The 21,562-nt window shown below is 42.4% G+C and carries 34 protein-coding genes; 28 read left to right on the top strand and 6 right to left on the bottom strand.

Annotated features, from left to right (window positions below; translation table 11 throughout):
• The first annotated feature begins 169 nt into the window (after positions 1 to 169).
• Positions 170 to 1,747, top strand: a complete 1,578-nt coding sequence (guaA, locus tag I4V84_RS03035) for a glutamine-hydrolyzing GMP synthase (RefSeq protein WP_118579374.1) — start codon at positions 170 to 172, stop codon at positions 1,745 to 1,747.
• A 136-nt stretch (positions 1,748 to 1,883) separates the two neighbouring features.
• On the opposite strand, the gene I4V84_RS03030 is transcribed toward guaA, so the two are convergent.
• The 5 genes from I4V84_RS03030 to I4V84_RS03010 form a co-directional block, all read right to left on the bottom strand.
• The gene (locus I4V84_RS03030) at positions 1,884 to 2,987 is read right to left on the bottom strand and encodes a site-specific integrase (protein WP_195991208.1); all 1,104 of its coding nucleotides are present in this window, start codon (positions 2,985 to 2,987) and stop codon (positions 1,884 to 1,886) included.
• A 334-nt stretch (positions 2,988 to 3,321) separates the two neighbouring features.
• Positions 3,322 to 3,876, bottom strand: coding sequence for a helix-turn-helix transcriptional regulator (locus I4V84_RS03025; protein ID WP_021652387.1), 555 nt, complete (start codon positions 3,874 to 3,876; stop codon positions 3,322 to 3,324).
• A gap of 17 nt (positions 3,877 to 3,893) precedes the next feature.
• Complete coding sequence (locus tag I4V84_RS03020) at positions 3,894 to 4,835, bottom strand: hypothetical protein (RefSeq protein ID WP_195991207.1); 942 nt, start codon at positions 4,833 to 4,835, stop codon at positions 3,894 to 3,896.
• A gap of 40 nt (positions 4,836 to 4,875) precedes the next feature.
• Positions 4,876 to 5,229 (bottom strand): helix-turn-helix domain-containing protein, encoded by a 354-nt coding sequence (locus I4V84_RS03015; RefSeq protein WP_117628360.1) that lies wholly within the window; start codon positions 5,227 to 5,229, stop codon positions 4,876 to 4,878.
• Between the two features lie 120 nt (positions 5,230 to 5,349).
• Positions 5,350 to 5,559: a hypothetical protein gene (locus tag I4V84_RS03010; protein ID WP_055222080.1), complete on the bottom strand. Its 210-nt coding sequence runs from the start codon at positions 5,557 to 5,559 to the stop codon at positions 5,350 to 5,352.
• An 89-nt stretch (positions 5,560 to 5,648) separates the two neighbouring features.
• Here I4V84_RS03010 and I4V84_RS03005 point away from each other — a divergent pair, with 89 nt between their 5' ends.
• The 27 genes from I4V84_RS03005 to I4V84_RS20270 all read left to right on the top strand — a co-directional run bounded on the left by I4V84_RS03005 (position 5,649) and on the right by I4V84_RS20270 (position 21,204).
• Positions 5,649 to 5,849: a helix-turn-helix transcriptional regulator gene (locus I4V84_RS03005; protein WP_021652391.1), complete on the top strand. Its 201-nt coding sequence runs from the start codon at positions 5,649 to 5,651 to the stop codon at positions 5,847 to 5,849.
• Between the two features lie 41 nt (positions 5,850 to 5,890).
• Positions 5,891 to 6,367 (top strand): transcriptional regulator, encoded by a 477-nt coding sequence (locus tag I4V84_RS03000; protein WP_055222078.1) that lies wholly within the window; start codon positions 5,891 to 5,893, stop codon positions 6,365 to 6,367.
• Between the two features lie 10 nt (positions 6,368 to 6,377).
• Positions 6,378 to 6,599 (top strand): helix-turn-helix domain-containing protein, encoded by a 222-nt coding sequence (locus I4V84_RS02995; protein ID WP_055055853.1) that lies wholly within the window; start codon positions 6,378 to 6,380, stop codon positions 6,597 to 6,599.
• 14 nt (positions 6,600 to 6,613) lie between these two features.
• Complete coding sequence (locus tag I4V84_RS02990; RefSeq protein ID WP_158565307.1) at positions 6,614 to 6,784, top strand: hypothetical protein; 171 nt, start codon at positions 6,614 to 6,616, stop codon at positions 6,782 to 6,784.
• 9 nt (positions 6,785 to 6,793) lie between these two features.
• Positions 6,794 to 6,961, top strand: a complete 168-nt coding sequence (locus I4V84_RS02985) for a hypothetical protein (protein WP_172704718.1) — start codon at positions 6,794 to 6,796, stop codon at positions 6,959 to 6,961.
• Complete coding sequence (locus tag I4V84_RS02980) at positions 6,958 to 7,314, top strand: hypothetical protein (protein ID WP_195991206.1); 357 nt, start codon at positions 6,958 to 6,960, stop codon at positions 7,312 to 7,314. Before I4V84_RS02985 ends, I4V84_RS02980 begins: the two co-directional genes overlap by 4 nt.
• Before the next feature lie 149 nt (positions 7,315 to 7,463).
• A complete protein-coding gene (locus I4V84_RS02975; protein WP_195991205.1) occupies positions 7,464 to 8,573 on the top strand; it encodes a hypothetical protein in 1,110 nt (369 codons plus the stop codon).
• Complete coding sequence (locus tag I4V84_RS02970) at positions 8,570 to 9,013, top strand: hypothetical protein (protein WP_195991204.1); 444 nt, start codon at positions 8,570 to 8,572, stop codon at positions 9,011 to 9,013. The genes I4V84_RS02975 and I4V84_RS02970 overlap by 4 nt, the downstream gene beginning before the upstream one ends.
• Positions 9,010 to 11,208, top strand: coding sequence for a metallophosphoesterase (locus tag I4V84_RS02965; protein ID WP_195991203.1), 2,199 nt, complete (start codon positions 9,010 to 9,012; stop codon positions 11,206 to 11,208). Before I4V84_RS02970 ends, I4V84_RS02965 begins: the two co-directional genes overlap by 4 nt.
• A 12-nt stretch (positions 11,209 to 11,220) precedes the next feature.
• Positions 11,221 to 12,039 carry a phage replisome organizer N-terminal domain-containing protein gene (locus I4V84_RS02960; RefSeq protein ID WP_195991202.1) on the top strand — a complete coding sequence of 273 codons (819 nt, stop codon included), beginning with the start codon at positions 11,221 to 11,223 and terminating at the stop codon, positions 12,037 to 12,039.
• On the top strand, positions 12,032 to 12,658 hold the full coding sequence (locus I4V84_RS02955) for a replicative helicase loader/inhibitor (protein WP_046438193.1): 627 nt from the start codon (positions 12,032 to 12,034) through the stop codon (positions 12,656 to 12,658). Before I4V84_RS02960 ends, I4V84_RS02955 begins: the two co-directional genes overlap by 8 nt.
• A gap of 4 nt (positions 12,659 to 12,662) precedes the next feature.
• Positions 12,663 to 13,496 carry an N-6 DNA methylase gene (locus I4V84_RS02950; RefSeq protein ID WP_021652401.1) on the top strand — a complete coding sequence of 278 codons (834 nt, stop codon included), beginning with the start codon at positions 12,663 to 12,665 and terminating at the stop codon, positions 13,494 to 13,496.
• Positions 13,481 to 14,248 (top strand): Cas9 inhibitor AcrIIA9 family protein, encoded by a 768-nt coding sequence (locus I4V84_RS02945; protein WP_195991201.1) that lies wholly within the window; start codon positions 13,481 to 13,483, stop codon positions 14,246 to 14,248. Before I4V84_RS02950 ends, I4V84_RS02945 begins: the two co-directional genes overlap by 16 nt.
• An 11-nt stretch (positions 14,249 to 14,259) precedes the next feature.
• Complete coding sequence (locus I4V84_RS02940; protein WP_195991200.1) at positions 14,260 to 14,682, top strand: hypothetical protein; 423 nt, start codon at positions 14,260 to 14,262, stop codon at positions 14,680 to 14,682.
• Complete coding sequence (locus I4V84_RS02935; RefSeq protein ID WP_021652407.1) at positions 14,663 to 14,944, top strand: hypothetical protein; 282 nt, start codon at positions 14,663 to 14,665, stop codon at positions 14,942 to 14,944. The genes I4V84_RS02940 and I4V84_RS02935 overlap by 20 nt, the downstream gene beginning before the upstream one ends.
• Complete coding sequence (locus I4V84_RS02930) at positions 14,931 to 15,482, top strand: Holliday junction resolvase RecU (RefSeq protein ID WP_151189990.1); 552 nt, start codon at positions 14,931 to 14,933, stop codon at positions 15,480 to 15,482. Before I4V84_RS02935 ends, I4V84_RS02930 begins: the two co-directional genes overlap by 14 nt.
• Positions 15,463 to 16,071 carry a hypothetical protein gene (locus tag I4V84_RS02925; RefSeq protein ID WP_195991199.1) on the top strand — a complete coding sequence of 203 codons (609 nt, stop codon included), beginning with the start codon at positions 15,463 to 15,465 and terminating at the stop codon, positions 16,069 to 16,071. Before I4V84_RS02930 ends, I4V84_RS02925 begins: the two co-directional genes overlap by 20 nt.
• A complete protein-coding gene (locus tag I4V84_RS02920) occupies positions 16,072 to 16,428 on the top strand; it encodes a hypothetical protein (RefSeq protein WP_195991198.1) in 357 nt (118 codons plus the stop codon).
• Positions 16,373 to 16,558: a DUF6011 domain-containing protein gene (locus I4V84_RS02915; RefSeq protein WP_195991197.1), complete on the top strand. Its 186-nt coding sequence runs from the start codon at positions 16,373 to 16,375 to the stop codon at positions 16,556 to 16,558. The genes I4V84_RS02920 and I4V84_RS02915 overlap by 56 nt, the downstream gene beginning before the upstream one ends.
• A 2-nt stretch (positions 16,559 to 16,560) precedes the next feature.
• A complete protein-coding gene (locus I4V84_RS02910; RefSeq protein ID WP_195991196.1) occupies positions 16,561 to 16,803 on the top strand; it encodes a hypothetical protein in 243 nt (80 codons plus the stop codon).
• Position 16,804: 1 nt separating this feature from the next.
• Positions 16,805 to 17,029 (top strand): hypothetical protein, encoded by a 225-nt coding sequence (locus I4V84_RS02905; protein ID WP_118438002.1) that lies wholly within the window; start codon positions 16,805 to 16,807, stop codon positions 17,027 to 17,029.
• A gap of 8 nt (positions 17,030 to 17,037) precedes the next feature.
• Positions 17,038 to 17,610 (top strand): helix-turn-helix domain-containing protein, encoded by a 573-nt coding sequence (locus I4V84_RS02900; RefSeq protein ID WP_021652429.1) that lies wholly within the window; start codon positions 17,038 to 17,040, stop codon positions 17,608 to 17,610.
• A 197-nt stretch (positions 17,611 to 17,807) separates the two neighbouring features.
• Positions 17,808 to 19,187 (top strand): hypothetical protein, encoded by a 1,380-nt coding sequence (locus I4V84_RS02895; protein WP_195991195.1) that lies wholly within the window; start codon positions 17,808 to 17,810, stop codon positions 19,185 to 19,187.
• On the top strand, positions 19,177 to 19,626 hold the full coding sequence (locus tag I4V84_RS02890; protein WP_195991194.1) for a hypothetical protein: 450 nt from the start codon (positions 19,177 to 19,179) through the stop codon (positions 19,624 to 19,626). Before I4V84_RS02895 ends, I4V84_RS02890 begins: the two co-directional genes overlap by 11 nt.
• Before the next feature lie 10 nt (positions 19,627 to 19,636).
• Complete coding sequence (locus I4V84_RS02885) at positions 19,637 to 19,867, top strand: hypothetical protein (RefSeq protein ID WP_195991193.1); 231 nt, start codon at positions 19,637 to 19,639, stop codon at positions 19,865 to 19,867.
• A gap of 12 nt (positions 19,868 to 19,879) precedes the next feature.
• Positions 19,880 to 20,239 carry a hypothetical protein gene (locus tag I4V84_RS02880; RefSeq protein WP_195991192.1) on the top strand — a complete coding sequence of 120 codons (360 nt, stop codon included), beginning with the start codon at positions 19,880 to 19,882 and terminating at the stop codon, positions 20,237 to 20,239.
• 41 nt (positions 20,240 to 20,280) lie between these two features.
• Positions 20,281 to 21,204: an N-acetylmuramoyl-L-alanine amidase gene (locus I4V84_RS20270; RefSeq protein WP_334285995.1), complete on the top strand. Its 924-nt coding sequence runs from the start codon at positions 20,281 to 20,283 to the stop codon at positions 21,202 to 21,204.
• Here I4V84_RS20270 and I4V84_RS02865 read toward each other — a convergent pair.
• A complete protein-coding gene (locus tag I4V84_RS02865; RefSeq protein ID WP_243284000.1) occupies positions 21,143 to 21,511 on the bottom strand; it encodes an amidoligase family protein in 369 nt (122 codons plus the stop codon). The two genes, I4V84_RS20270 and I4V84_RS02865, sit on opposite strands and share 62 nt — an antisense overlap.
• Between the last annotated feature and the right edge of the window lie 51 nt (positions 21,512 to 21,562).

Genomic DNA, 21,562 nt, shown 5'->3' with positions numbered 1-21,562 from the left:
TCTACGATATATTGAAAATTTTATTCAGCTAAGAAAATTAGTCGTTGTAAAAGTTGTAATACTCATTTATAATGGAAAGAAGATTCAAGGTTATTGTTTACCGGAGATTTTCCAGTGTGAACAGTAACGATTCCAATGAGAATTTATAGGGAAAAACAGGAGGAAAACCTTGAAGAAAGAATTAGTTATTGTAATTGATTTTGGTGGTCAGTACAATCAGCTGGTTGCAAGACGTGTCAGAGAATGTAATGTATATTGTGAAATCTATTCTTACAAGACCGATCTTGAGAAGATCAAAGCCATGAATCCAAAGGGAATCATTCTTACCGGTGGACCGAACAGTTGTTACGAAGCTGATTCACCGACTTACCAGAAAGAATTATTCGAACTTGGTATTCCGGTGCTTGGGCTTTGCTACGGTGCACAGCTTATGATGCATGTTCTCGGCGGTAAAGTTGAGAAAGCAGATGTAAGTGAATACGGCAAAACAGAGTTGCTGGTTGACAAAAAAGATTCTAGAATTTTTGAAGGAGTATCAGAGAAAACAATTGTCTGGATGAGCCATACAGACTATATCTCCCAAGCAGCACCAGGATTTGAGATTTCTGCACATACAGCAGACTGTCCAGTGGCTACAGCCGAGAATGCGGAGAAGAAACTGTATGCGATCCAGTTTCATCCGGAAGTTCTCCATACAGTAGAAGGAAAGAAGATGTTATCCAATTTCGTACTTGGTGTATGCGAATGTGCCGGAGACTGGAAGATGGATGCATTTGTTGAGCATACAATTAAAGAAATCCGTGAGAAAGTGGGCGACGGCAAAGTCCTTCTGGCACTGTCTGGCGGTGTTGATTCTTCTGTAGCAGCAGGACTTCTTTCCAGAGCTATTGGCAAGCAGCTGACATGTGTGTTTGTAGATCATGGCCTTCTTCGTAAAGACGAGGGCGATGAGGTTGAGGGTGTATTTGGTCCTAATGGACAGTTTGACCTGAATTTTATCCGTGTGAATGCACAGCAGAGATATTATGATAAACTTGCAGGAGTTACTGAGCCGGAAGCGAAGCGTAAGATCATTGGTGAGGAATTTATCCGTATCTTTGAAGAAGAGGCTAAGAAGATCGGTGCTGTTGATTTTCTTGCACAGGGAACCATCTATCCAGATGTGGTAGAGAGTGGTCTTGGCGGAGAGTCTGCAGTGATCAAGTCTCATCACAATGTAGGCGGACTTCCTGATTTCGTAGACTTCAAGGAGATTATTGAGCCGCTTCGTGACCTCTTCAAAGATGAAGTCCGCAAAGCAGGACTGGAGCTTGGAATTCCAGAGAAGCTGGTATTCCGTCAGCCATTTCCGGGACCGGGACTTGGAATCCGTATTATCGGCGAAGTTACTGAAGAGAAAGTTCGCATTGTGCAGGATGCTGATTTCATTTACCGTGAAGAAATTGATAAGGCAGCAGAAGCTTATAAAGTTGAGAATGGCAAAGAACCATCCTGGATGCCGAACCAGTACTTTGCAGCTCTTACCAATATGCGAAGCGTAGGCGTTATGGGCGATTTCAGAACATACGATTATGCTGTGGCACTTCGAGCAGTGAAGACGATTGACTTTATGACAGCAGAGTCCGCAGAGATTCCGTATGAAGTACTGAACAGGGTTATGAATCGTGTTATTAATGAAGTTAAGGGAGTTAACCGCGTATTCTACGATCTGACCAGTAAGCCACCGGGAACGATTGAGTTTGAATAATGAGCAAAACCCCAGAAATCCTTTATTTACAAGGGTTTCCGGGATTTTATTTTTGTCCGTGATGCTACGGTGATGTTAATGGGGAGAAAGTGTCTTATTTTTGGGGATTTTTTGTTATTATATGATACTGTACGTTTCATACGTTTTTATCTTCTGCATTATCATTTGTGGCTCTTACTTCGTTGAGAGCGTCAGCAAGCTTCCTGTCTTTTCCTGGATACAAATGAGCATAAACTTTCCAGGTTGTTTCCGGTGATTCATGTCCAAGCCGGTCCGAAATCTCTTTGATAGAAAACTTCATGTCAATCAGCATACTTGCGTGGGAATGGCGAAGATCATGGATCCTGATCTCCGGAAGACCAGATCTGGCAGTTGCACGTTTAAATTCTGACCGCATACCGGATTTCTGAAAATAGAAGATACGCTCATCTGGTTCTATAGCCATGCTGGCAACATAATCCTGAAGCTCTTTATAAAGAGATTGCGGAATGTTCACGACACGTTTGCTCTTTTCGGTTTTGGGTGTCTGGAAGTATTGCTCGCCTTTTATAACCACAAAGTTCTTGTTAATTGATATGGAGCAGTCCGGCAGGATATCCGCCGGAGTAATAGCCAGAACTTCTGCAGATCGGAGTCCTCCATAGAACATGAGGCTGAACGCCATCCGGTACGCACTTTTCTTTTCAAAGGTAAGGAAGTAGTCAAATTGCTCTCTGGTCCAGATGTTCATTTCATCTGCACTGCTTTTCCCGATCGCACCAGCTGCAAGGCATGGATTGCTTCGGAGTTTGTAATATTTGACGGCATAATTCATGATAGCAGACATCTGGTTATTGATGGTCTTCAGATACGTCTGAGAATAAGGATTTCCTTTTTCATCCCTGTAATTAATCATGGCATCTTGCCACCGATGGATCACGATCGGAGTAATGTCACCGATCTTCATATCTTTAAAGAATGGCAGCAGTTTCATGTCTATCAGATACTGCTTGTTTTCCAAAGTGGTCAGCTTCAGCCGGGAGCCGCAGTCTGACATATAATTCTTGATCAGAGCAGAAAACAGGATATCTGGATCCTTGGCTCCCTGTGCCAGAAAGTCACGTTCCCATTCTATAGCCTCTTTTTTGGTAGAAAAACCCCTTTTGCATTTATGCTGACGCTTGCCAAGCCAATCATCATAGTAGAAGTTGGCATACCATTTTGTCTTTCCATCTTTGGTAAAATACTTATAAGCCGGCATCTGAATCCTCCATTATTAAACAAATGTGTCAAACAAATGTAATCAACAAATGTTTGACAAAAATGTTGAATATAGATATAATGTACTTAACAAGAGAACCGTTGGTCAGCGTACACCTGACCGCCGGATAAAACAATAGCTAAAAATAGCGCCTTATCTTACCAGGACGAGGGCGCTATTTTTTATGCATTAAATTGATAACAAGAGTTACAACTGCACAAAGCATAATTACAAAAGTAAATAAATCACCATATGTAACCATCAGCACCAGCCTCCTTTCACCAAAGTGTCCGGCGGCTGACATAACACCCCAACGGTTCCCCAGTTAAATATACTATTCTGTTTTTTCTTCTTCCATGTTCTCCATCATTCCCAAAAAGATACGCTTTCCCTTCTTGGATAACTGACGGTACCGCAGGATAATGTCCTGTTCGTCTTCTGAAGCAATGGCACAGCTGTATTCAGAATTACCCACAAGGTAATCCATAGAGGTGTCGAGGGCTTTTGACAGGCTTGCAGTGGCATCTATTCCCGGAATAGTCTTTCCGGCCAGAATGTCGCAGCAGGCTTCCTCTGTCAGCGTTGAATTTTTGATCAGATCCGGAAGGCTCATCTGCAACTGAGCCAAACGGGCTTTTATTCTTGCCTGCACTGCGGAAACTTCTTTCGGATCCGCAACAGCATATCTTGAAGTAGTCCGGCCAAGAATGTAATCTGCTGGCACACCGAAGCATGCAGCACTGCGATTAACAAATTCTGTTGACGGAAAAGAGTAACCTCTTTCGACATTCGATACTACTTGGCCAGAAAAACCTATTGCTTTTCCAAGTTCGGACTGACGCAGATCAGCCTCAGCCCGCAATTCTTTTATTCGTTCACCAATTGTCATAAAAACTATTCCTCTTATTAATATCTGTCACCGCGTTGGATTACAATATCAGAAATCTTATCGTTATCAATTATGAAACCTATATCTTCCGATACCTTATATGAAACCCACTTGTCTGAATTCAGTTCTGGCTTTGGAATTATTTTTCCACAAAATTCAGCACCTTCAAATAGTACGACTACGGATACTGCGCTACTGTCAATAGAAGAAATAGTACTTTCGATATCCTCTGGATCAGCAGCTTCAATCTGGACATTGTACATCTCAACCAGTTTCTTTTGAGCGTCGGTAGCGGTGGTGTCATCATAGCCTACCTGTACTGAAAAATATTTGGAATCATACGCTGAAAATAAATTCGAAATTGTATCACCAATTTTTATGCCACGAAATGTTTTGCTATCAGGATAAGCAGAGGCCATTATATGATCTTCTGAATCAGGTATCTCAATAGGAGCGTCATTTTTATCGTATAATTTAAAATCTTCCGGTGAAAACCATTTTTCCTGATTCTCATATTGTGAAAGCAGTTCTTTGGCAGCTCCTTCTGGCTTATATTCCCCTGTTTTGTAGTCTTTAATTTCAAACGCGGTTGCATCAGCGGAAACCGGATTGACCCAATAATAAATCAGATCATCACTACTACTGTGGATATTCGTTATAGAAGAGCAACTCCAAGTATTGTCTTTTGTATAGTAGCAGACCGCCTCCATGGCTACGCCATCTGCTGATAAAATGACTTGTGCAACTGTTTGAGAATCTTCTTTTTTCTCTAAATCATAAGAGGAAACTTTTTTAACACCCATATCATTCAATGACTCGGAAATTGCATCGGATAATTGGGAAGCATCTCCAGAAACGTATTTTTGATCGATATTAATGCCATAATCGGATGCTGCGAATACAGGGATAGTATTGGCAAAAATCAATGAGCAGGTAAGTGCAATCATTTTCTTTTTCATAGTCATTCCCCTCTTTTGCTTCGGTACCACTCGAAGCTTATTATTTTGCTTTCTTAAGAGGCTCGGCAGCATCTTCTTCCTGTCGTTTTAAACATTTTATGTACCCCTTCAATTCACCTCGAAATTCCAACTGCGCATCATGCGGAAGTGATCTAAATAAAGAAAGAACTTCCGATTCAAATTCAGAGCAGCGGTATTCTTGTTCTATTCCTGTAAGTAAAAATTCACAGGATGTATTTAGCAAATGTGCTATTTTTAGAAGCTTATCCGCGGAGGGAGGGCTACTATCCCATCTACGGATAGTTCCATTACCAAAACCTGCCTGTTCTTCCAAAAGCTTTAAATTCAAGTCTTTTTCTTTTGAAAGATTCTTGATTCGAGAAACCAAAGACATAATGATAAAAAACCTCCAATTTAGCAAATATGCGAAAAAAGTATTGACAACTAGCAAATATGCTATTATTATTAAAAATGTAATAAACAAATGTTTAATGCAAAACAAAAAAAGAGAGAGTTACATCGATGATAAATCGGAGAGCAATGCTTTGTTGTTTTCTTCAATCATGGCCGCCACAGCAATGATAAGAGCCTCAGCAGATGCTTCCGACATAACAGTGTTTCCGGCAGGAATACCGTTTCTTAATAATTCAGAAAGAATCCGGCGGTTTTCGTCACCATAACGTTTAAGCCCAATTCTTCTGAGATTATCAATCCAATTATCCATGATAACTCCTTTCTGATTATTTTAATGCAATCGCAAACAAATGTAAACAACAAATGTAATAAACATTTGTTGAAAACGGAGGTGATATTTTGAAGCGAAAACTGTCGCCATGGTGCAAAGAAGTAAAGAAAACCTTAATCGACAGAGATATGTCTGTCACGGAATTGTGCGGTGAAGTTGGGATGTGCAGGAACTACGTGACAACCACCATAAATGGAAGAATGTATGCACCTGCGCTTGCTGAAAAAATCAGCAAGGCTCTGGATATCGATACAGAGTACACAATTTAATTACCATAACTTGATTATACAGCTTATAGAAGGAGAGAAAAATGTCGAAATTTGCTACGAAAGCAGCGGCTAATATGTTTTGCCAGGCACGATATGAGGCGGCAAAGTCAAATGAGCGTCTGAGCAGCAGAGAAGGTGCTGCGGAAGAAATAGGAATTGATCGTACAAGGCTAGCCAGAATCGAACTTGGGAGCACGATACCATATCAGGAGGAGGTTCTTCTGATGGCTGACTGCTATAAGGCACCGGAATTGAAAGGAAATTATTGCCGGGAGATGTGCCCGCTTGGAAAGAACATGCCGAAGATAGAGAATGCAGGACTGGATAGAATCAGCCTGAGAATGCTTTCTTCTTTAAAGAAGATAAACGAGGCAAAGGAATCACTTCTTGATATTACGGCAGACGGAATTATCTCAGAAGAGGAAAAACCGGAACTGAAAAAAATCATTCAGACATTGGACGAAGTAAATGAGATCACGCAGAATCTGAAAAATTGGGTTGAGAGAAATCTGGAATGAGGTGCTTGGTATGAAAAATGCAAACGGTGTAATCAAAAAACTTACATCTGCGGAACGTTCTTACTATACAGCCGCTGAGGTCAGAGAAATGATGGGTGTGAGCAGGGATACGGCATATCGCATGATACGTTCCCTTAGATCGGACCTGATAGCCGATGGACAGCTTGCCAAGGGGTATCCGTCAGGGAAAATCCCCAAAAAGGCATTTAACAAATTATATATGATTGAATGAAAGGAGTGGATACGATGGCTTTTTATAGAATCTGCCCGGATTGCGGAGCGTATCTGGATCCGGGAGAACAGTGCAGTTGCCACGAAGAACACCTGATCGAAATGGAAAGAAAAGAAAAAGCAACTGCATTTGTTGAAAAGATGGTGAAAGAAGAAAGGAATGGCCAGCTTCGCCTGGCGGTATAGGAGGGAAAGATGTTAACACCAAAAGATCTTGAAAAATATCATCAGGCCGCAGAGCGGATCCTGAATGCAATGGATAACAGCTCGGTGCCGATCAGCTGGCACGAAATGGACAGAATGGCATTGCAGAGCGTTATCGCAAAGGAATTGATTCTCATTGACAAGGAGGCAAGGAAATGAATGTATGCAAGGTGCCAGATATGTGCAAAGACATGGAATATAAGTATATCACAGAAGATTCCAAAACAAGGGTATATCTGTCCGTGGTGCGAGAATTCAATGAGGCAGAATATGAGAAATACTACATCCGCAAAAAGAAAGAGAAAGTGAGAAAGAGAATCCTTTTTATTGCAAGAGTTTTGAAGTATGCACTTCCAGTCCTGGCAAGCACGATTCTTTACAATATGCTTTCAAATAAGCTTTATCTTGAAAGAGGAAGCTATGAAATTGGCTCAGAAATAGTTTTTGTTGGAATATTCGGCATCGCACTGTTTGGGTTTCTGAATTGGTTTATAGGAGGTGATGAACATTAAAAAGGTCTTGGATAATAAGGGGAAAGCGGAGTGTAGACGGCACCCACGATCCTATCCAAGACCAGTCAGAACTTTTAAAAACAGGTTATCGACCCTTTGTTTTTAAAGTCATCGTCATTTTATCACAAAAATAGGAGGTTATCAAGTAGATGAAAGATGTTTTAGGAAGCTTGCCGGAAGTTATCACGGCATACAAAAATTACAATCTGCTGGTTCCTACAGCAACGGACGTGCAGCTCAATCCATTCTACAAATTCCATGTAGAAGAGGTTCCAGTCGATCTGGGTGAGAACAGCGGAGATATTTTCAAGGTTGGTTCAGTTAATACAGGTAAGCAGGATGAGAGAGGAAAAGACATCTGGGAAGATGTGTACTCCCTGTCAAAGCCATTATTGAATAAGATGGCAATGGCGGCCGGAATCCAGTTCAATCCAAAGGAAACATATGGCGAGCGTATCGACCGGGTCACATACCGGGCGCAGGCACAGGGTGCCATGCGGAAAGCCGATGGAACAGCCAGAACCGAAACAGATCAGAAAGTAATCTGCCTCGAGGACGAGGAAGATAAATACCGCATTGAGTTTTCCGACAAAGCTGCCAAAGGTATTGTTGACGAAAAACAGGCAAAGGCAGCTGCTGAGATTTATGCAGGCCAGTGGGTGGAATCAAAGAATAAATGGGGAAAGAAATGCCAGGCATTTGTGATTGCCAAAGAGGATCGGGAACGATATATTGAACGTTCCATTATGGTAAACATGGCACTTCTGAAAAAGACCTGGGCTGAAAAAGCAATGACTGGAGCAAAGCTTCGTGTCATTAGAGCATTGCTTGGCGTAAAGGGGACATATACAAGAGCAGAACTCCAGAGAAATTTTGCTATTCCTACGGTTATCTTTTCACCGGATTTCTCGGATCCGCAGGTCAGACAGGCAATGCTGACACAGGGAATGAATTCTGTAAACAATATGTTCGGAACGCCGCAGATCGGCATCAAAAGAGTTGATTTCGATACGGAGAACAATACATTTGATCCTGCCGATCTGGATAATCCGGCATATGCTTCGGATACAGAAATCGAAAATGACTATCCACCAATGCAGGAGCCGGATGTTGTTCCTGAACCGGAGCCAGATAGATCGGCAGATTTCCAGTGTTCCAGATGCGGTGAGATCATAAATGAAAGAGTTTATGAATATTCAATCAATAAATTTGGAGAGCCACTTTGCATTAAATGCCAGAGAGGAGGCGGACGCAGATGAAAATAATAAAGGTATCAACAGAATTGGAAATGTCTGTACATGAATTTCCATCCGGTACCATCCGGGAACATAACAAAGCTCTGTGTGAACTTATCGGAAATGGCTGTGACCTTGTGGAACATGTAATGCCAAAGAGATTATACACAGAACTGAAAATGCCATCCAGCCCTGTTAAAGAACCAGGGAAGTGCGTGAGTATGCTGATTGATGAAGAGGGAAGACTGAAGCCGAACAAAGCAAATCTGATCGGAAGTTATCTTTACGAGTTTGATAAACATGGATGCCCCATTGTTGGAAATATTCTCTTTATCGGAGAAAAGATGGGATATGATGGCGTTGAATTCTGCGGAATTAGCGAGGAGAATTTTTCCCTTTTAGAAACGGAATTGAAGAACATGATCACAGCGATGAAAGCAACAGTAAAGGAGATGAGCAAATGAAAATACTTCATACTGCTGACTGGCATATTGGCCAGTTCAAAGGTCCTGTAGTGGACGGGGTAAATCTTCGTTCACAGGACACAATAAAATGTCTTGAATATATGGTTGAGGTAGCTCAGAAAGAGAAACCGGACATCGTTTGCATTTCCGGTGATATCTTCCATCAGGAGCAGATTGGCCCAGTACGATACTCTGATGAAATGATTCATGCGACCAATATCATCACAGCACTGGCACACTTCGCAAGTTATGTGATTGTAATGCGAGGAACGCCGAATCATGATGGAAGCGGACAGTTCAGAGTTCTCAAAAGAATGCTGCTGAATGTCAACAATGTGTGCGTTGTGACAGAACCTTTTGTGATCAAAACGAGATATGCAGATATTGCCTGTATACCAGGGTTTGATAAACAGGAGTTCAGAGCAAAATTTCCTGGTTTATCTGCAGATGAAGAAAATCTTGCATGGACGAAATATATTTCAGACATAGTCTTGTCCGAACAGATTATAGAGCTGGAGAAAGACGTTCTTAATCATGACAATGCAAAAAGAAATCTTGCTGGGTATAATGCTGACATCCAGAATTGCCAGAATATCATAAACGATGCAAAGCGTCGAAATAACGACATTGCGAATCTTATTGAACAGCTTAAAGCAGAACTTCCGGATAATTTGGAAGAAAAACTGACGGAGCTGGCTCAGGCGAGGACGCAATGCGAGGAATTACAGGAAAAAAGACATCTGGCTTCTGTTGCGGAGCAGGAACTGCAACAGATAAGAGCAACGTATTCTCAGCGTATATCAGAAGCAGAGAACAGGCGGAAATATCGTTTGGACAGAATTTCCGAGATAAGACAGCAGGAGGAATTTATGAAGAATTCCGGTTGCCCTGATATAGATAGAGCAAGCTGCAGGTTTCTCGCAAAAGCAATCGATGATGTAAAGAGTTTACCAGAAGAAGCAGACCATCTGGAAAAATGTGAGGAAGAAATAGCAGCATTGAGGATCAAACGAGACGAAGAAATATCCAAAAAACAGGATGAAATTTGTATTATCGGATATGATGCTGAAAGATTAGAACTTTTGATAAGAAAAGCACGTGCACTTGTAAAATATGAAAACTTGAAAAAGGATGCCGAGAAAAAGAAACTTGAAATCGCCCGTTTAGAGACAGAAAAGAACACCAACAGTAAAACGATAGGGCAGTATGAAGAAATCCTCTTAGAGCTCAATATAAAGGCCCAGAAAGCAACTGATATTGTTGCTGCGTTATCTGATTCCGTTATTAAGCATGATGATGCTGTATGTAAAAGAAATTCGGTAGCACATTTTGCAGACCAGGAAAAGGAACTTCCGGTGTATGAAGAAAGAAAACAGCATATTGATAAGAGACTTACTGAATTATATCAGGAACGGAGCAAGGAAGATGCCAACGAACTTGTTTTACATAACAATCTTCGTGAAGTGGAAATAAAACTGGAAGAATTAAGAAAAGATATTGAAGGCAGTGAAGCTCTTGAAGAAGTTGAGAGAAGATTAAAATCTACGAAAGAAACTCTTGAAAAAGCGCAGATTCAAAAAGGCGTACTGACACAGAGAGTTGAAGATGTTGAGGCAATGCGTTCTGAAATAGCTCTTTTGAATAAAGGTATTGCTGTTGCAGCTGAGAAAGCTGATTGCTACGAGGCTTTGAAACAGGCATTTTCACAGGACGGAGTTCCGCACCAGATCATCAGGAACATCATTCCTCATATCACAGATACTACGAACAATATTCTCGGCCAGATGACTGGTGGAACGATGGGAGTGGAATTTGTGATGGAGCGCACCGTCAAAGGAAAGGACGGAGACAAGGCAACGCTGGATGTTCTGATCAACGAATATGGCAAGACAACTCTTCCATATGCTTCCAAGAGCGGAGGCGAGAAGGTAAAAGCTTCTCTTGCCGTTATCCTTGCACTGTCCGAGATCAAGGCAACAGCGGCAGGAATACAGCTTGGAATGCTCTTTATTGATGAACCACCATTCCTTGATGATGAGGGCGCACAGGCTTATGTAGATGCCCTTGAGACGATTCGTGATCGGTATTCCGATGTGAAGATTATGGCAATCACTCATGACGATGCCATGAAAGCGAGATTCGGCCAGGCTGTGACAGTAATTAAAACAGATGATGGCTCAAAAGTAATCTACTAAGCGGAGGAACTTATGGCGAAAAGATATTATTGGTTAAAGCTTCCTGACGGATTTTTCCGTCAGAAGGCCATCAAAAAACTTCGGAAGATTGCCGGAGGAGACACCTACACAATTATTTACCTGAAAATGCTTCTTGTTGCAATGAAGCAGGATGGAAGACTTTACTTCGAGGGAGTAGAAGCAACATTCTATGACGAGCTTGCTCTGGATCTGGATGAAGAAGTTGAAAATGTCAGAGTGACGGTTATGTTTTTGATCCAGCAGGACCTCATGCAGTTGATTGACGAAACCGAATATTCCCTGTCAGAATGCGCTAAAATGACAGGTTCTGAGAGCGCTAGTGCTGAGAGAATGCGACGATTAAGAGATAAAAAAGCGTCACAATGTGACATTGAAGTGACGGAACCGTTACGCATAGGTGACGTAGAGAAAGAGATAGAGAAAGAGATAGAGAAAGATAAAGAGAAAGATAATAAAAACATTAGCTTGGAGCTTAAAGACTCCAAGCAGAACACATTCATTTCTCTTCCGTTGATTACAGGATCTGGAAACTATGATGTGACATTTGATTATCTCAATTCACTGAGAGAACTGTTTCCGGCACTGGATGTTGAACAGGAGTTTAGATCAATGGCGGCATGGCTTGACAGTCACCCTCGTAATCGTAAGACACCGAGAGGAATCAAGAGATTTATCACTGGTTGGTTAGAACGTTCACAGAATTCAATGCCGGCATCCAGAACACCGCAAGCACCTGCAGCTACAAAGAACATGTCAACGGATCAATATATGGAGGCAACGTCCGGCTGGTGCGAAGGGATGGGTGATTGAAGTGACACCTCAAGAATTTGATTTTATCAGAGCTTCAATCAAAAGTGCCTATCCAACATTTAATGTCATGCCAGACCAATACAGCATCAGAATGTGGTACCGCATGCTTGGAGATCTGGACTATAAGCTTTGCGAAACAGCATTGATGGAACTGTTTGCCACTCATACATACCCGCCGCAGATATCTGAGATACGGGAGAAATGTGCAGAATACACAGTTCCACACCTCAAAGACCAGGGAGAAGCCTGGGGAGAAGTCCAGAAGGCCATCAGCCAGTATGGATATTACAGGCAGGAAGAGGCACTGGAAAGCCTGACACCAATAGTCAGAGAGGCGGTAAAGCGGCTTGGCTTCCGGGAGATATGCCTTGATGAGAACCAGGATGCTGTCCGAGCGCATTTCTTCAAGATATATTCAACCCTGATCGAGCGCAAGACGAATGATGCAAAGCTTCCTCCGAGTATTCTGGAAGCGAAAAATAAATATATTGCACAGCTTACCACACACGAAAATGCGGCAATAGAACAACAGCACCGGGACCAGATAGCAGAAGAACCAGAACGTGCGACACCAGAGTATATAGATATGCTAATGCGGGAACACGGATTCAAGAGGTGACAGCATGGAGCAGATAGAGAAAATACAGGGAACAGAGAAAGAATTCATAAAAGTCTTTCAAGAGCTGTGTTACAGCCGGAGTTCATGGCAGGTGTGGGCCGATCTAATGGCGGCAATGGCTTGCACACTGGCGAATTCGGTTGATAAGACGGAACCGAGATACACTGCAAGAGAGAAAGAATATGCAGAGTGCATCAAACGCCTTGGCGGGGTAGAGAAGCCGGCCAAATGCTTTGCGATTGTGGTTGAGGCACTGGAACGCAATCCAGATCAGGACTTTCTTGGAAAACTGTACATGAGCCTTGAGCTAGGGAACCACTGGAAAGGGCAGTTTTTTACACCATACAATGTCTGTGAATGTATGGCAAGCATAACAATCAATGACAATGTACAGACATTGGAAAAACAGGAATGGATATCTGTCAATGATCCGGCGTGTGGAGCAGGAGCAACTCTTGTAGCAGCGGCAAACATATTCCACAGAAAAAAGATAAATTATCAGACACGGGTTTTGTTCACCGCCAATGACATAGACAGGGTAGTTGCCCAGATGTGTTACATACAGCTTTCGCTTCTTGGGTGCGCAGGCTGGGTGGCTGTTGCAAATACGATATCCAATCCGGTGTGCGGAGATCCACTGATGCCGGTTGAAAAGCCGGGACAGGAATTCTGGTACACACCGTTTTATTTCAGGGGAGAATGGAACTGTAGACGGCAGATTCAGATATTTAAAGAAATGTGCGGTTCATGGATAACTCCGATTGAAGAACGCAACCCTGGGAAGATTACTTTTTATTTTGATTTCGAGAAAGGAGATTACAAATGTCAGAACAGTTAAAACAGGAACTTGAAGCTGATACTGACCGTTTAGAGGCGGAAACGGTTGCAGACAGTGAAACAATAGGGGAACAGGAAGAGAAACCGACAGAGGGCAAATTAGAGGCCCAGGAAGACGATGAATCAAAGGAAGAGGATACAGTTCCAATGGGAAAAGCCTCTCTTGTTGATATTGTTTCCGGGATTCCAGCTCCGACAAAAGAAGAAGTTGAAGCAGCAGAAGCTGAAAATGCAAAGCCGGTAAAGCAGAAAGCCAGAGAAAAGCTGGAAGCAGAAAAGAAGAAGGCAACACAGAAGAACTTTGCGGATCCGGTCATTACTTACCTGATGAAAAGATGCGAAGAGGATCAGGGGCTTGCTGAAGATGTGATGCAGGAGGGAAAGACCTGGAACAAGTGCTTTAGTTATATCGTTGAGCAGGCCAGGAAGCAGTCGAATGGCAGATCCGCTGCAGTTGAAGACCAGGTTGTATATGAATGGGCAGAGGATTATTACCACAAATATGAAAAACCGGAACCTGTTAAAAAGGAAAAAGGTAAAAAGCCTGTGATAACAAAAAAGCCGGTTACACCAACAAAAACTACCGAAAAAATCACAGATAATGAGAAAAAATCACAGGAAACAAAAGATAAACCTCAGATTTCTGAAAAGCCAGTGAAAAAAGATGCTGCTTCCAAGCAGCGGAAAACTGAAAAAACCAGTACCAAAAGCAGCGAACTGCCTGGCCAGATGTCATTGTTCGATCTTCTGTAGGAGGCTGTCGCATGGAAAAGAGAAAATTGGCGAAGATTCCGAGAGAGGAAGCTACGGACGAAATGGTCAGGTTTTCAGAACGAGCTGCCGGTACACATATTGTAACGACCAAAGATATCGAAAAAGATCTTTTGATGGTGACATTCTATCCAATCCGGAATTTGAAAAAAGGAGAAAAGAGCGCTCAGTTAAGAACATTTTTCTCAAAGAACGATTACATATCACAGGATCTGACCACTGAAAAGGTGAAATGGCTGACCGCGGCCTATGACAGAATGGTTACCTTGACAGCAAGAGCGGTCAGGGGCGGCAAGGCGACATCGTTTGGCCATATGTGTCATTCCTGCTTTGCGAAATGGCTGACTAGTCACAATATACCGGTGCCGGACCTGGAAAATAAAAAGGAGATTGAAGATGGCAAAGAGAAGCTGTAGAAGAACAACTGATGAAAACCTTATTCATAAAAAAGCTGTGGAAATGAGAAAGAAGACAGACGAACAGCTTGTGCATTATGTGGAAGATCGTGTGGAAAAAGCACGAAGTGAGGGCTTCAATTGTGGAAAAGCCAGTGTTCCAAAAACCGGAGAGGGAGCAAAGGAGTTTATCGCATTCCTTCAGCTGAATAAGATTCCGGGAATTGGAGCAGTAACAATAAACAAACTCATAAAGGTAGCGGAAGAAAATGGATACTTATAAGCGTTCGATAAGAGGTCTGCAGAGCAGATCTAACGGGGAACATTTTGAGGGAATGATAATTGCGGCATCCAGATTCTATGAAGAAAGAGGAATTGCAGCAGTTGATAAAACTCCGGAAGCATTTAAGGTACTGAAGGCAATGGACAGGAACAGAGGGCAGTTCATCTGCTGTTTCACTAAACAGGCTCAGCCTGATTTCAAAGGAATTCTCATGGATTCAACCATGATCTTGTTTGATGCAAAGCATACGGACAAAGATAAGATTAGCAGAGACGTAGTAACCACTGAACAGCAGGCGTGCTTTGAAAGGTATATGAAGCTTGGGGCAATGTGTTTTTTGGTTGTATCTCTGGAATTTAAAGAATTCTACCGGGTTCCGTGGGTGGTATTTCGGGATATGAAGAAGATTTACGGACACAAGTACATGAACCGGGAAGAACTGGAACCTTACAGGATCAAATATTCAAACGGAGTGGTGAAGTACCTCGATGGTATTGTTCTCCGGGAAAGGAATGAAGATGAAAGTACAGAAGTATGAGATCGCCAGAGTTATTGATAAATTAAAAAGTATTGTGCAGAAGAACGACCAGTTTCCGGCTCTGGGAGGGATTCTGGTAAAGGACGGGTATTTAATCGCCTCCAACTCCGAGATTACAATGAAGGTCAAATTAGAGGCCTCAGAAGGCAGTTATTTTATTATTCCAATGAAAGCCTTTGACTTGATCAAAAATCTTCCGGATGGAGAAATCGACATCAGCGCAACCGACAAGAATGTAGTTATGATCAAGATAGGAGCAATTAAAAACAAATACCAGAGTTATCCTCCGGAAGAATTCAATTTTGATATTACAGAGGATCCGGAAGCGGATGGAGTGGAATTGAATGGTAAAAAGATCATGGAGGCTATAAGCCATGTTATTTATGCAGCAGCTGACGGCGGTGCGAATACACAGATGACCGGAATTTATTTTGAGGGTACAGACAGCGGAGTTTCACTTCAGGAATTGTTCTTGTTCAGGACATATCATTCCGGAGGAACGTCCACAATGGCAAAATGTAAACAGCTTGGAGTGGATAGCAGTGAGAATGTCGAATTCAAATTTGAAGAAGGGGAAGAAGGTGAATGAATGATAGAAGTATTATTTTATATTGCTGGAGCTGCAACAATAGTAGTACTTTTTACTTTGTGGTGCATAGTATCGATTGAAAGAGTGAGAAAAGAAAGAGAAATATCTACATACGTTGCTCTTTGTGGGAGAATACAAGAACAGATTAACGAAATTAGGGATAGAATTTCCTCGGTAAAAATGCACTTGTATGTAACGGATCACACTCTGGATCAGGCTATACTTCAATGGAAATATGAGTATCTGATCAAACAGGAACAATGGCTTATCGAACTGATGTGTGGTAAAATGGAGGAGAAAGATGTACAGCAAATGCCAGAAATGCGGAAGGAAGCTGACAGACCCGGAGAGCATTAAAAGAGGGTATGGACCAGAATGCTGGGGAAGAATCCCTGGAATACATATTTCCGAAGCAGAGGAAGACGAACAGATTGACGGACAGATGAGCATTTTTGATGTTCTGGATGAATCACCGGAGAAGGAGTAGAAATGGAGGATAGATGCGTGATGTGTGGAGAATACGTGCCGGAAGGATCAATGGTATGTCCTGTATGCCAGCGTAAGTATTCAGGCCGGCCGGCTATGTCCAGAGTGGACAGGAAAGCTATATGTCCTGACTGCGGGACGATACAGGCTCTGGATGATGCGAGAGATGCACTTGGCCACGGCATGACAGATCATCAGTGGGAAGAGTATAAAAAGAATTTTATGCAGCAGTTAAGGGAGGGATAACATGGATAAAACGCTTTATAATGCCAGTGGATGTAAGGACAAGACTGCTCATGATGCAATTTGCGCCGCGAATAAAACGCAGGTGTTCCGATCGGATTGGACGCCAAGAGATGCGGACGCGGATATGTTTGTAAAGATGGTTAAAAGACTTGCCCGGGGATTTGGATTTAAACTTTGTGACAGGATTCGTTTCGAGGATCCTGCGACAGGAAAGAAGTATGTGTGAGGTATGGCATGGATACAGAGAAAAAAGTACAATTCGTAGCACTGACAAAAGAGGAAATTGATGCAATGATTCAGCAGGCTGCTCTTGCCGGAGCACAGGTTGCGTCTGATGCAATGATGGTAGGACAGAGAAAAAGCGAGAAGGAGAAGATTGATCGTCGTTTGCATAACACTGATTTGCTCCTTAGAAATTATAGAACTTTAAAGGCGAGCTACGAAAATGCCGTCTATAAGTCCAAGGAAGGGGAGGTTACAGAGGTACTGGAAGACATCATGACCATGAAAGATGATAAGGTTATAGTGGAGAGTATCAAAACTTCGGCCAAAAGAACCGCTATCATGGTACAGCATATTGACAAAATGCTTGATGTATACCGTATCTATTGTAGCAAATTATCGGAAAAAGATAAGAGACGCTATAAGATTATTAAAGCCCTTTACATATCAAAGACGCCAATGACAATTGCAGAAATTTCAAAAAAATTCTCGGTCAGCAAGGTCACTGTTTACGAAGATATCAAAATTGCGAAAGAACGCTTATCTTCGCTGTTTTTCGGAATTGACGGTCTGAAGTTTTTTTAATAAAATCAGAATAACGGAATCTGTTAACTTAACATTGACTTAATAACGAAAATGGTGTATGATATGCGAGTAAAATTTTAATCAAAAGCCATGAGCCACTGGGAAAAAACCAGTGGCTTTTTTAATGCAATCTTGGGAGGGAGGAAAGGATAGAAAGATGGGAATGCTCCTTTAAAATATTTTAGAGGAGATTACGCATGAATGGAGTAACAATATTATTTGTATATGCAGTTATCATGATCCTGGCAACAGTGATCCTGACAAAGAAAGAAAAAAATGTGGAACGCTTCTGTGTTGGAAGTCGTTCTGAAAACTGGCTGATGTCGGCTCTCAGCATTGCGGCAACGTGGATCTGGGCTCCGGCATTATTTGTATCAACTGAGAAAGCATATTCTACCGGCTGGGTTGGTCTGTTCTGGTTTCTGGTCCCGAATGCTCTTTGCCTTGTGATATTTATTCCTTTTGCAAAGAGGATCCGAAAGGAAATGCCGGAAGGAATGACACTGTCTGGTTACATGAAAGAAAAATACAAATCCGATGGAGTGAAAAGAGTTTACCTCTTTCAGCTGATCGGGCTGTCTGTTCTGTCAACAGGAGTTCAGCTTCTTGCGGGAAGCCAGATTCTTAGTGCAGTAACAGGAATTTCGTTCAAAGCCATGACTATTCTGCTTGCTTGCATAGCAATTTCATACTCCCTGTTTTCTGGAATCAAAGCATCTATGCTTACAGATGCTATTCAAATGGTATTCATGCTTGTTGCATGTAGCCTATTTGTAATATTCGGAGTAAGAAATACAGGAACACAGGGCATTATACAGGGCCTGAGCGGTATATCAGGAGACTGTGCAATGCTCTTTTCTGGAAAAGGAGTAGAGATTTTCTTAGCCTTTGGGCTTCCGACAACGATCGGACTTTTATCCGGGCCGTTTGGCGATCAGAGCTTCTGGCAGAGGGTATTTGCAGTAAAAAAAGAGAAGCTGGGAAGAGCGTTTCTTCTTGGAGCAGTTCTTTTTGCGGTGGTTCCACTGTCAATGGGAATTCTTGGATTTATGGGGGCCGGTGCAGGATATCAGGCACAGAACCTTGGAATCATCAATTTTGAATTGATCCGCCACTTTTTCCCGTCCTGGGCAGTATTGCCGTTCCTTTTCATGATTGTTTCCGGTTTGCTGTCTACAGTGGATAGCAACCTGTGCGCAGTATCTTCGCTTACGACGGATATTGCAGGAGGAAAAGACATCAGGAAGACCAGAGCTGCAATGGCAGTGCTTCTGATCGCCGGCATTCTGATTGCAAATATCCCGGGAATTACAGTGACACATCTGTTTTTGTTCTATGGCACACTGAGGGCGTCAACATTACTTCCAACAGTCATGACACTGAAAGGGGTAAGACTGAATGCAAAAGGGATTATCACAGGTGTGGTTGCTGCACTGGCTGTAGGGCTTCCTGTATTCGCCTACGGCAGCGTTTTGAATAGTGGACCATATAAAACACTGGGAAGCTTGCTGACAGTCCTGTTGAGCGGACTTATCGCCTTGGCTGTTTCCGGAAAGGAGAGACACTATGCTCGGTAGAAAACAATCCGTTCGAAATAATGAAGACTGGAAGAATGCGTTTGATCACATTGAAGAGACGGTGCCAAAGAAAGAACTGGATTCCCTTGTGAAAAAGACAGTGAAAGACATCAAAGAGAAATGCAAGGGGAAAAAGGCAGCCTATGCATGGAGTGCGGGAAAAGACTCCCTGGTACTTGGAGAGATATGCGAGAAAGCCGGTATTGATCAGAGCGTCCTTGTAAGGTGTAATCTGGAATATCCGGCATTTATTGCATGGATAGAGCAGAATAAACCTTCTGGCCTTGAGATTATCAATACCGGACAGGATATGGAATGGCTGAAAAAGCATCCGGATATGCTGTTTCCGGATAAAAGCAATAAGGCAGCACAGTGGTTTCATATCGTACAGCACAGGTGTTGCCGGCATTTTTTTTGCTCTGATTCGTCACTATATTGAGCGAAGGCTCATGGAAGTGGAGGCACGAGAGCAGGAACGCATTAAGTATAAAATTGAACAGAGAAAAGCGGATGAAGAAATTACACATGCTACGGGGCGCGTGCTCTTTTGGCTACATCATGCAATTGTAAAAGGAGAGCATAATGGCGAGCTCGAAGAAGCATTTGAAAATCTTCAGCGTGCAGAAGCACACAAAAAAGAAATGGACAGAGAAGTTCTGGCCAAATACAGCATTGATTAGGAGGAATTACTTATGGAATTACTTAACTTTTTAAAACAGATTCCGTTCCCGGTATTACTGGTTGCGGTGTTAATTTTGCTTGTAGTGACTTTGGTTATTGCGTTTCAGTATGCCAAGCATAAAGGATTGGAAGGTATCCGTGAACAGGTATACCAGCTGATCCTGAAAGCGGAACATATGTATAAAGAATCAGGAACGGGACAGCAGAAATTGAAATGGGTTGTTCAGCAGGCGAGAGGATTACTGCCAAAGTGGCTACAGGCTATTATGTCGGAAGATGCGCTGCTTAAGATAATTGATGTGTGGTTTTGCGGCGTGAAAGATCTTTTAGACGATGGAAAAATTAATGGTTCACAGAAGGAAGGGGCTTAAGCCCTTTCCTTTTTTAGGGGGATATTATGAAAACGAATATAATGGGAACTGCAGTTGCTACGGTCCAGCAGATGCAGTCATATATACAGAAAGTTAATCCGGCAGTACCTAAATCCGTAATCGATATGGTTGAATATTATATATCAGAAGGAAAAACGGAAGGAGTAAGGGGAGATATCGCCTTTGCGCAAAGTTGCCTCGAAACAGGTAATTTCACATTCAATGGTTCTGCCGTAACATTGGACCAGAACAATTTTGCCGGAATCGGCGTTACAAAAAATGGTATGAAAGGGAATTCGTTCTCTCATCCATGGATCGGCATCCGGGCACAGATCCAGCATCTTAAAGCATATGCATCTAACGAAAAACTGTACGGTGTATGCGTGGATCCTCGTTTCTGTTATGTGAAAAGAGGAATAGCCCCATATGTTGAATGGCTTGGGATACAGGAAAATCCACAGGGCGGAGGCTGGGCCGCAGGGAAGAATTATGGATCAAAGATATTGGAAATTCTGGCGAAGATAATTGCGATGCCAGAAGCGAATAAGGAGGATGTTACAATGAATCTTAACACAAGTTTAATCAGCAATAACAACAGCTATGCAAATCAGGTACCTAAATACATCGTTATCCATAATACAGATAACTTTGCCAAAGGAGCAAATGCAAAGGCACATGCAAAGGCCCAGCATGACGGAAATTTCTCCGGCTACTCTGCTCATGTATACGTTGATGATACCGAGGCTTATCAGGCAACTCCATTCGACAGAGGCGCTTGGCATGTCGGCGTTAACTACGGAGGTGGTCTTTTCGGAATTTGCAACAACCACAATTCCATTGGCATTGAGATGTGTGTGCAGGCAGGGTATAATTACCTCTTATTAAAGAGGGGATTTCCCCTCTTTATTTCACTTCTTTTAAATTATAATCCAATGAACTGTGAGGAACTCCACCGATTTCTCTGAATTTACGGATGATTGCCTGCAGTGTATCAAGATCTTCGTATTTAAGAACCGGTGTTACGAATTCAACTCTGTATTCGTCCATGTTCTCGGTTCCAACTTTACGAATTGGATGAATTGAGCTGTCTCGCATTACCTTCCATTTTCTTCCCTGTGAATCCTGAATGGTTCTTGTCTGGTAGCAAGTGCGATCTGGTCTGGAAGCTGCAGTTCCGATAATTTCTGCAACTGCATCCGCAGCCATTTTTCTTGAAATACCTGTAAATTCAACCTCAACACCGTAGTTCTGTTTCTTTAAAAGTTCTGACATATCATTTTCCTCCTATTATCTCTCAAACCTCGCACCGTCTATGCGAATGTT

This window comes from Ruminococcus sp. 1001713B170207_170306_F1 (assembly GCF_015668065.1).
GTDB lineage: Bacteria > Bacillota > Clostridia > Lachnospirales > Lachnospiraceae > Blautia_A > Blautia_A faecis.
This window is presented reverse-complemented; position numbering and strand designations above follow the sequence as displayed.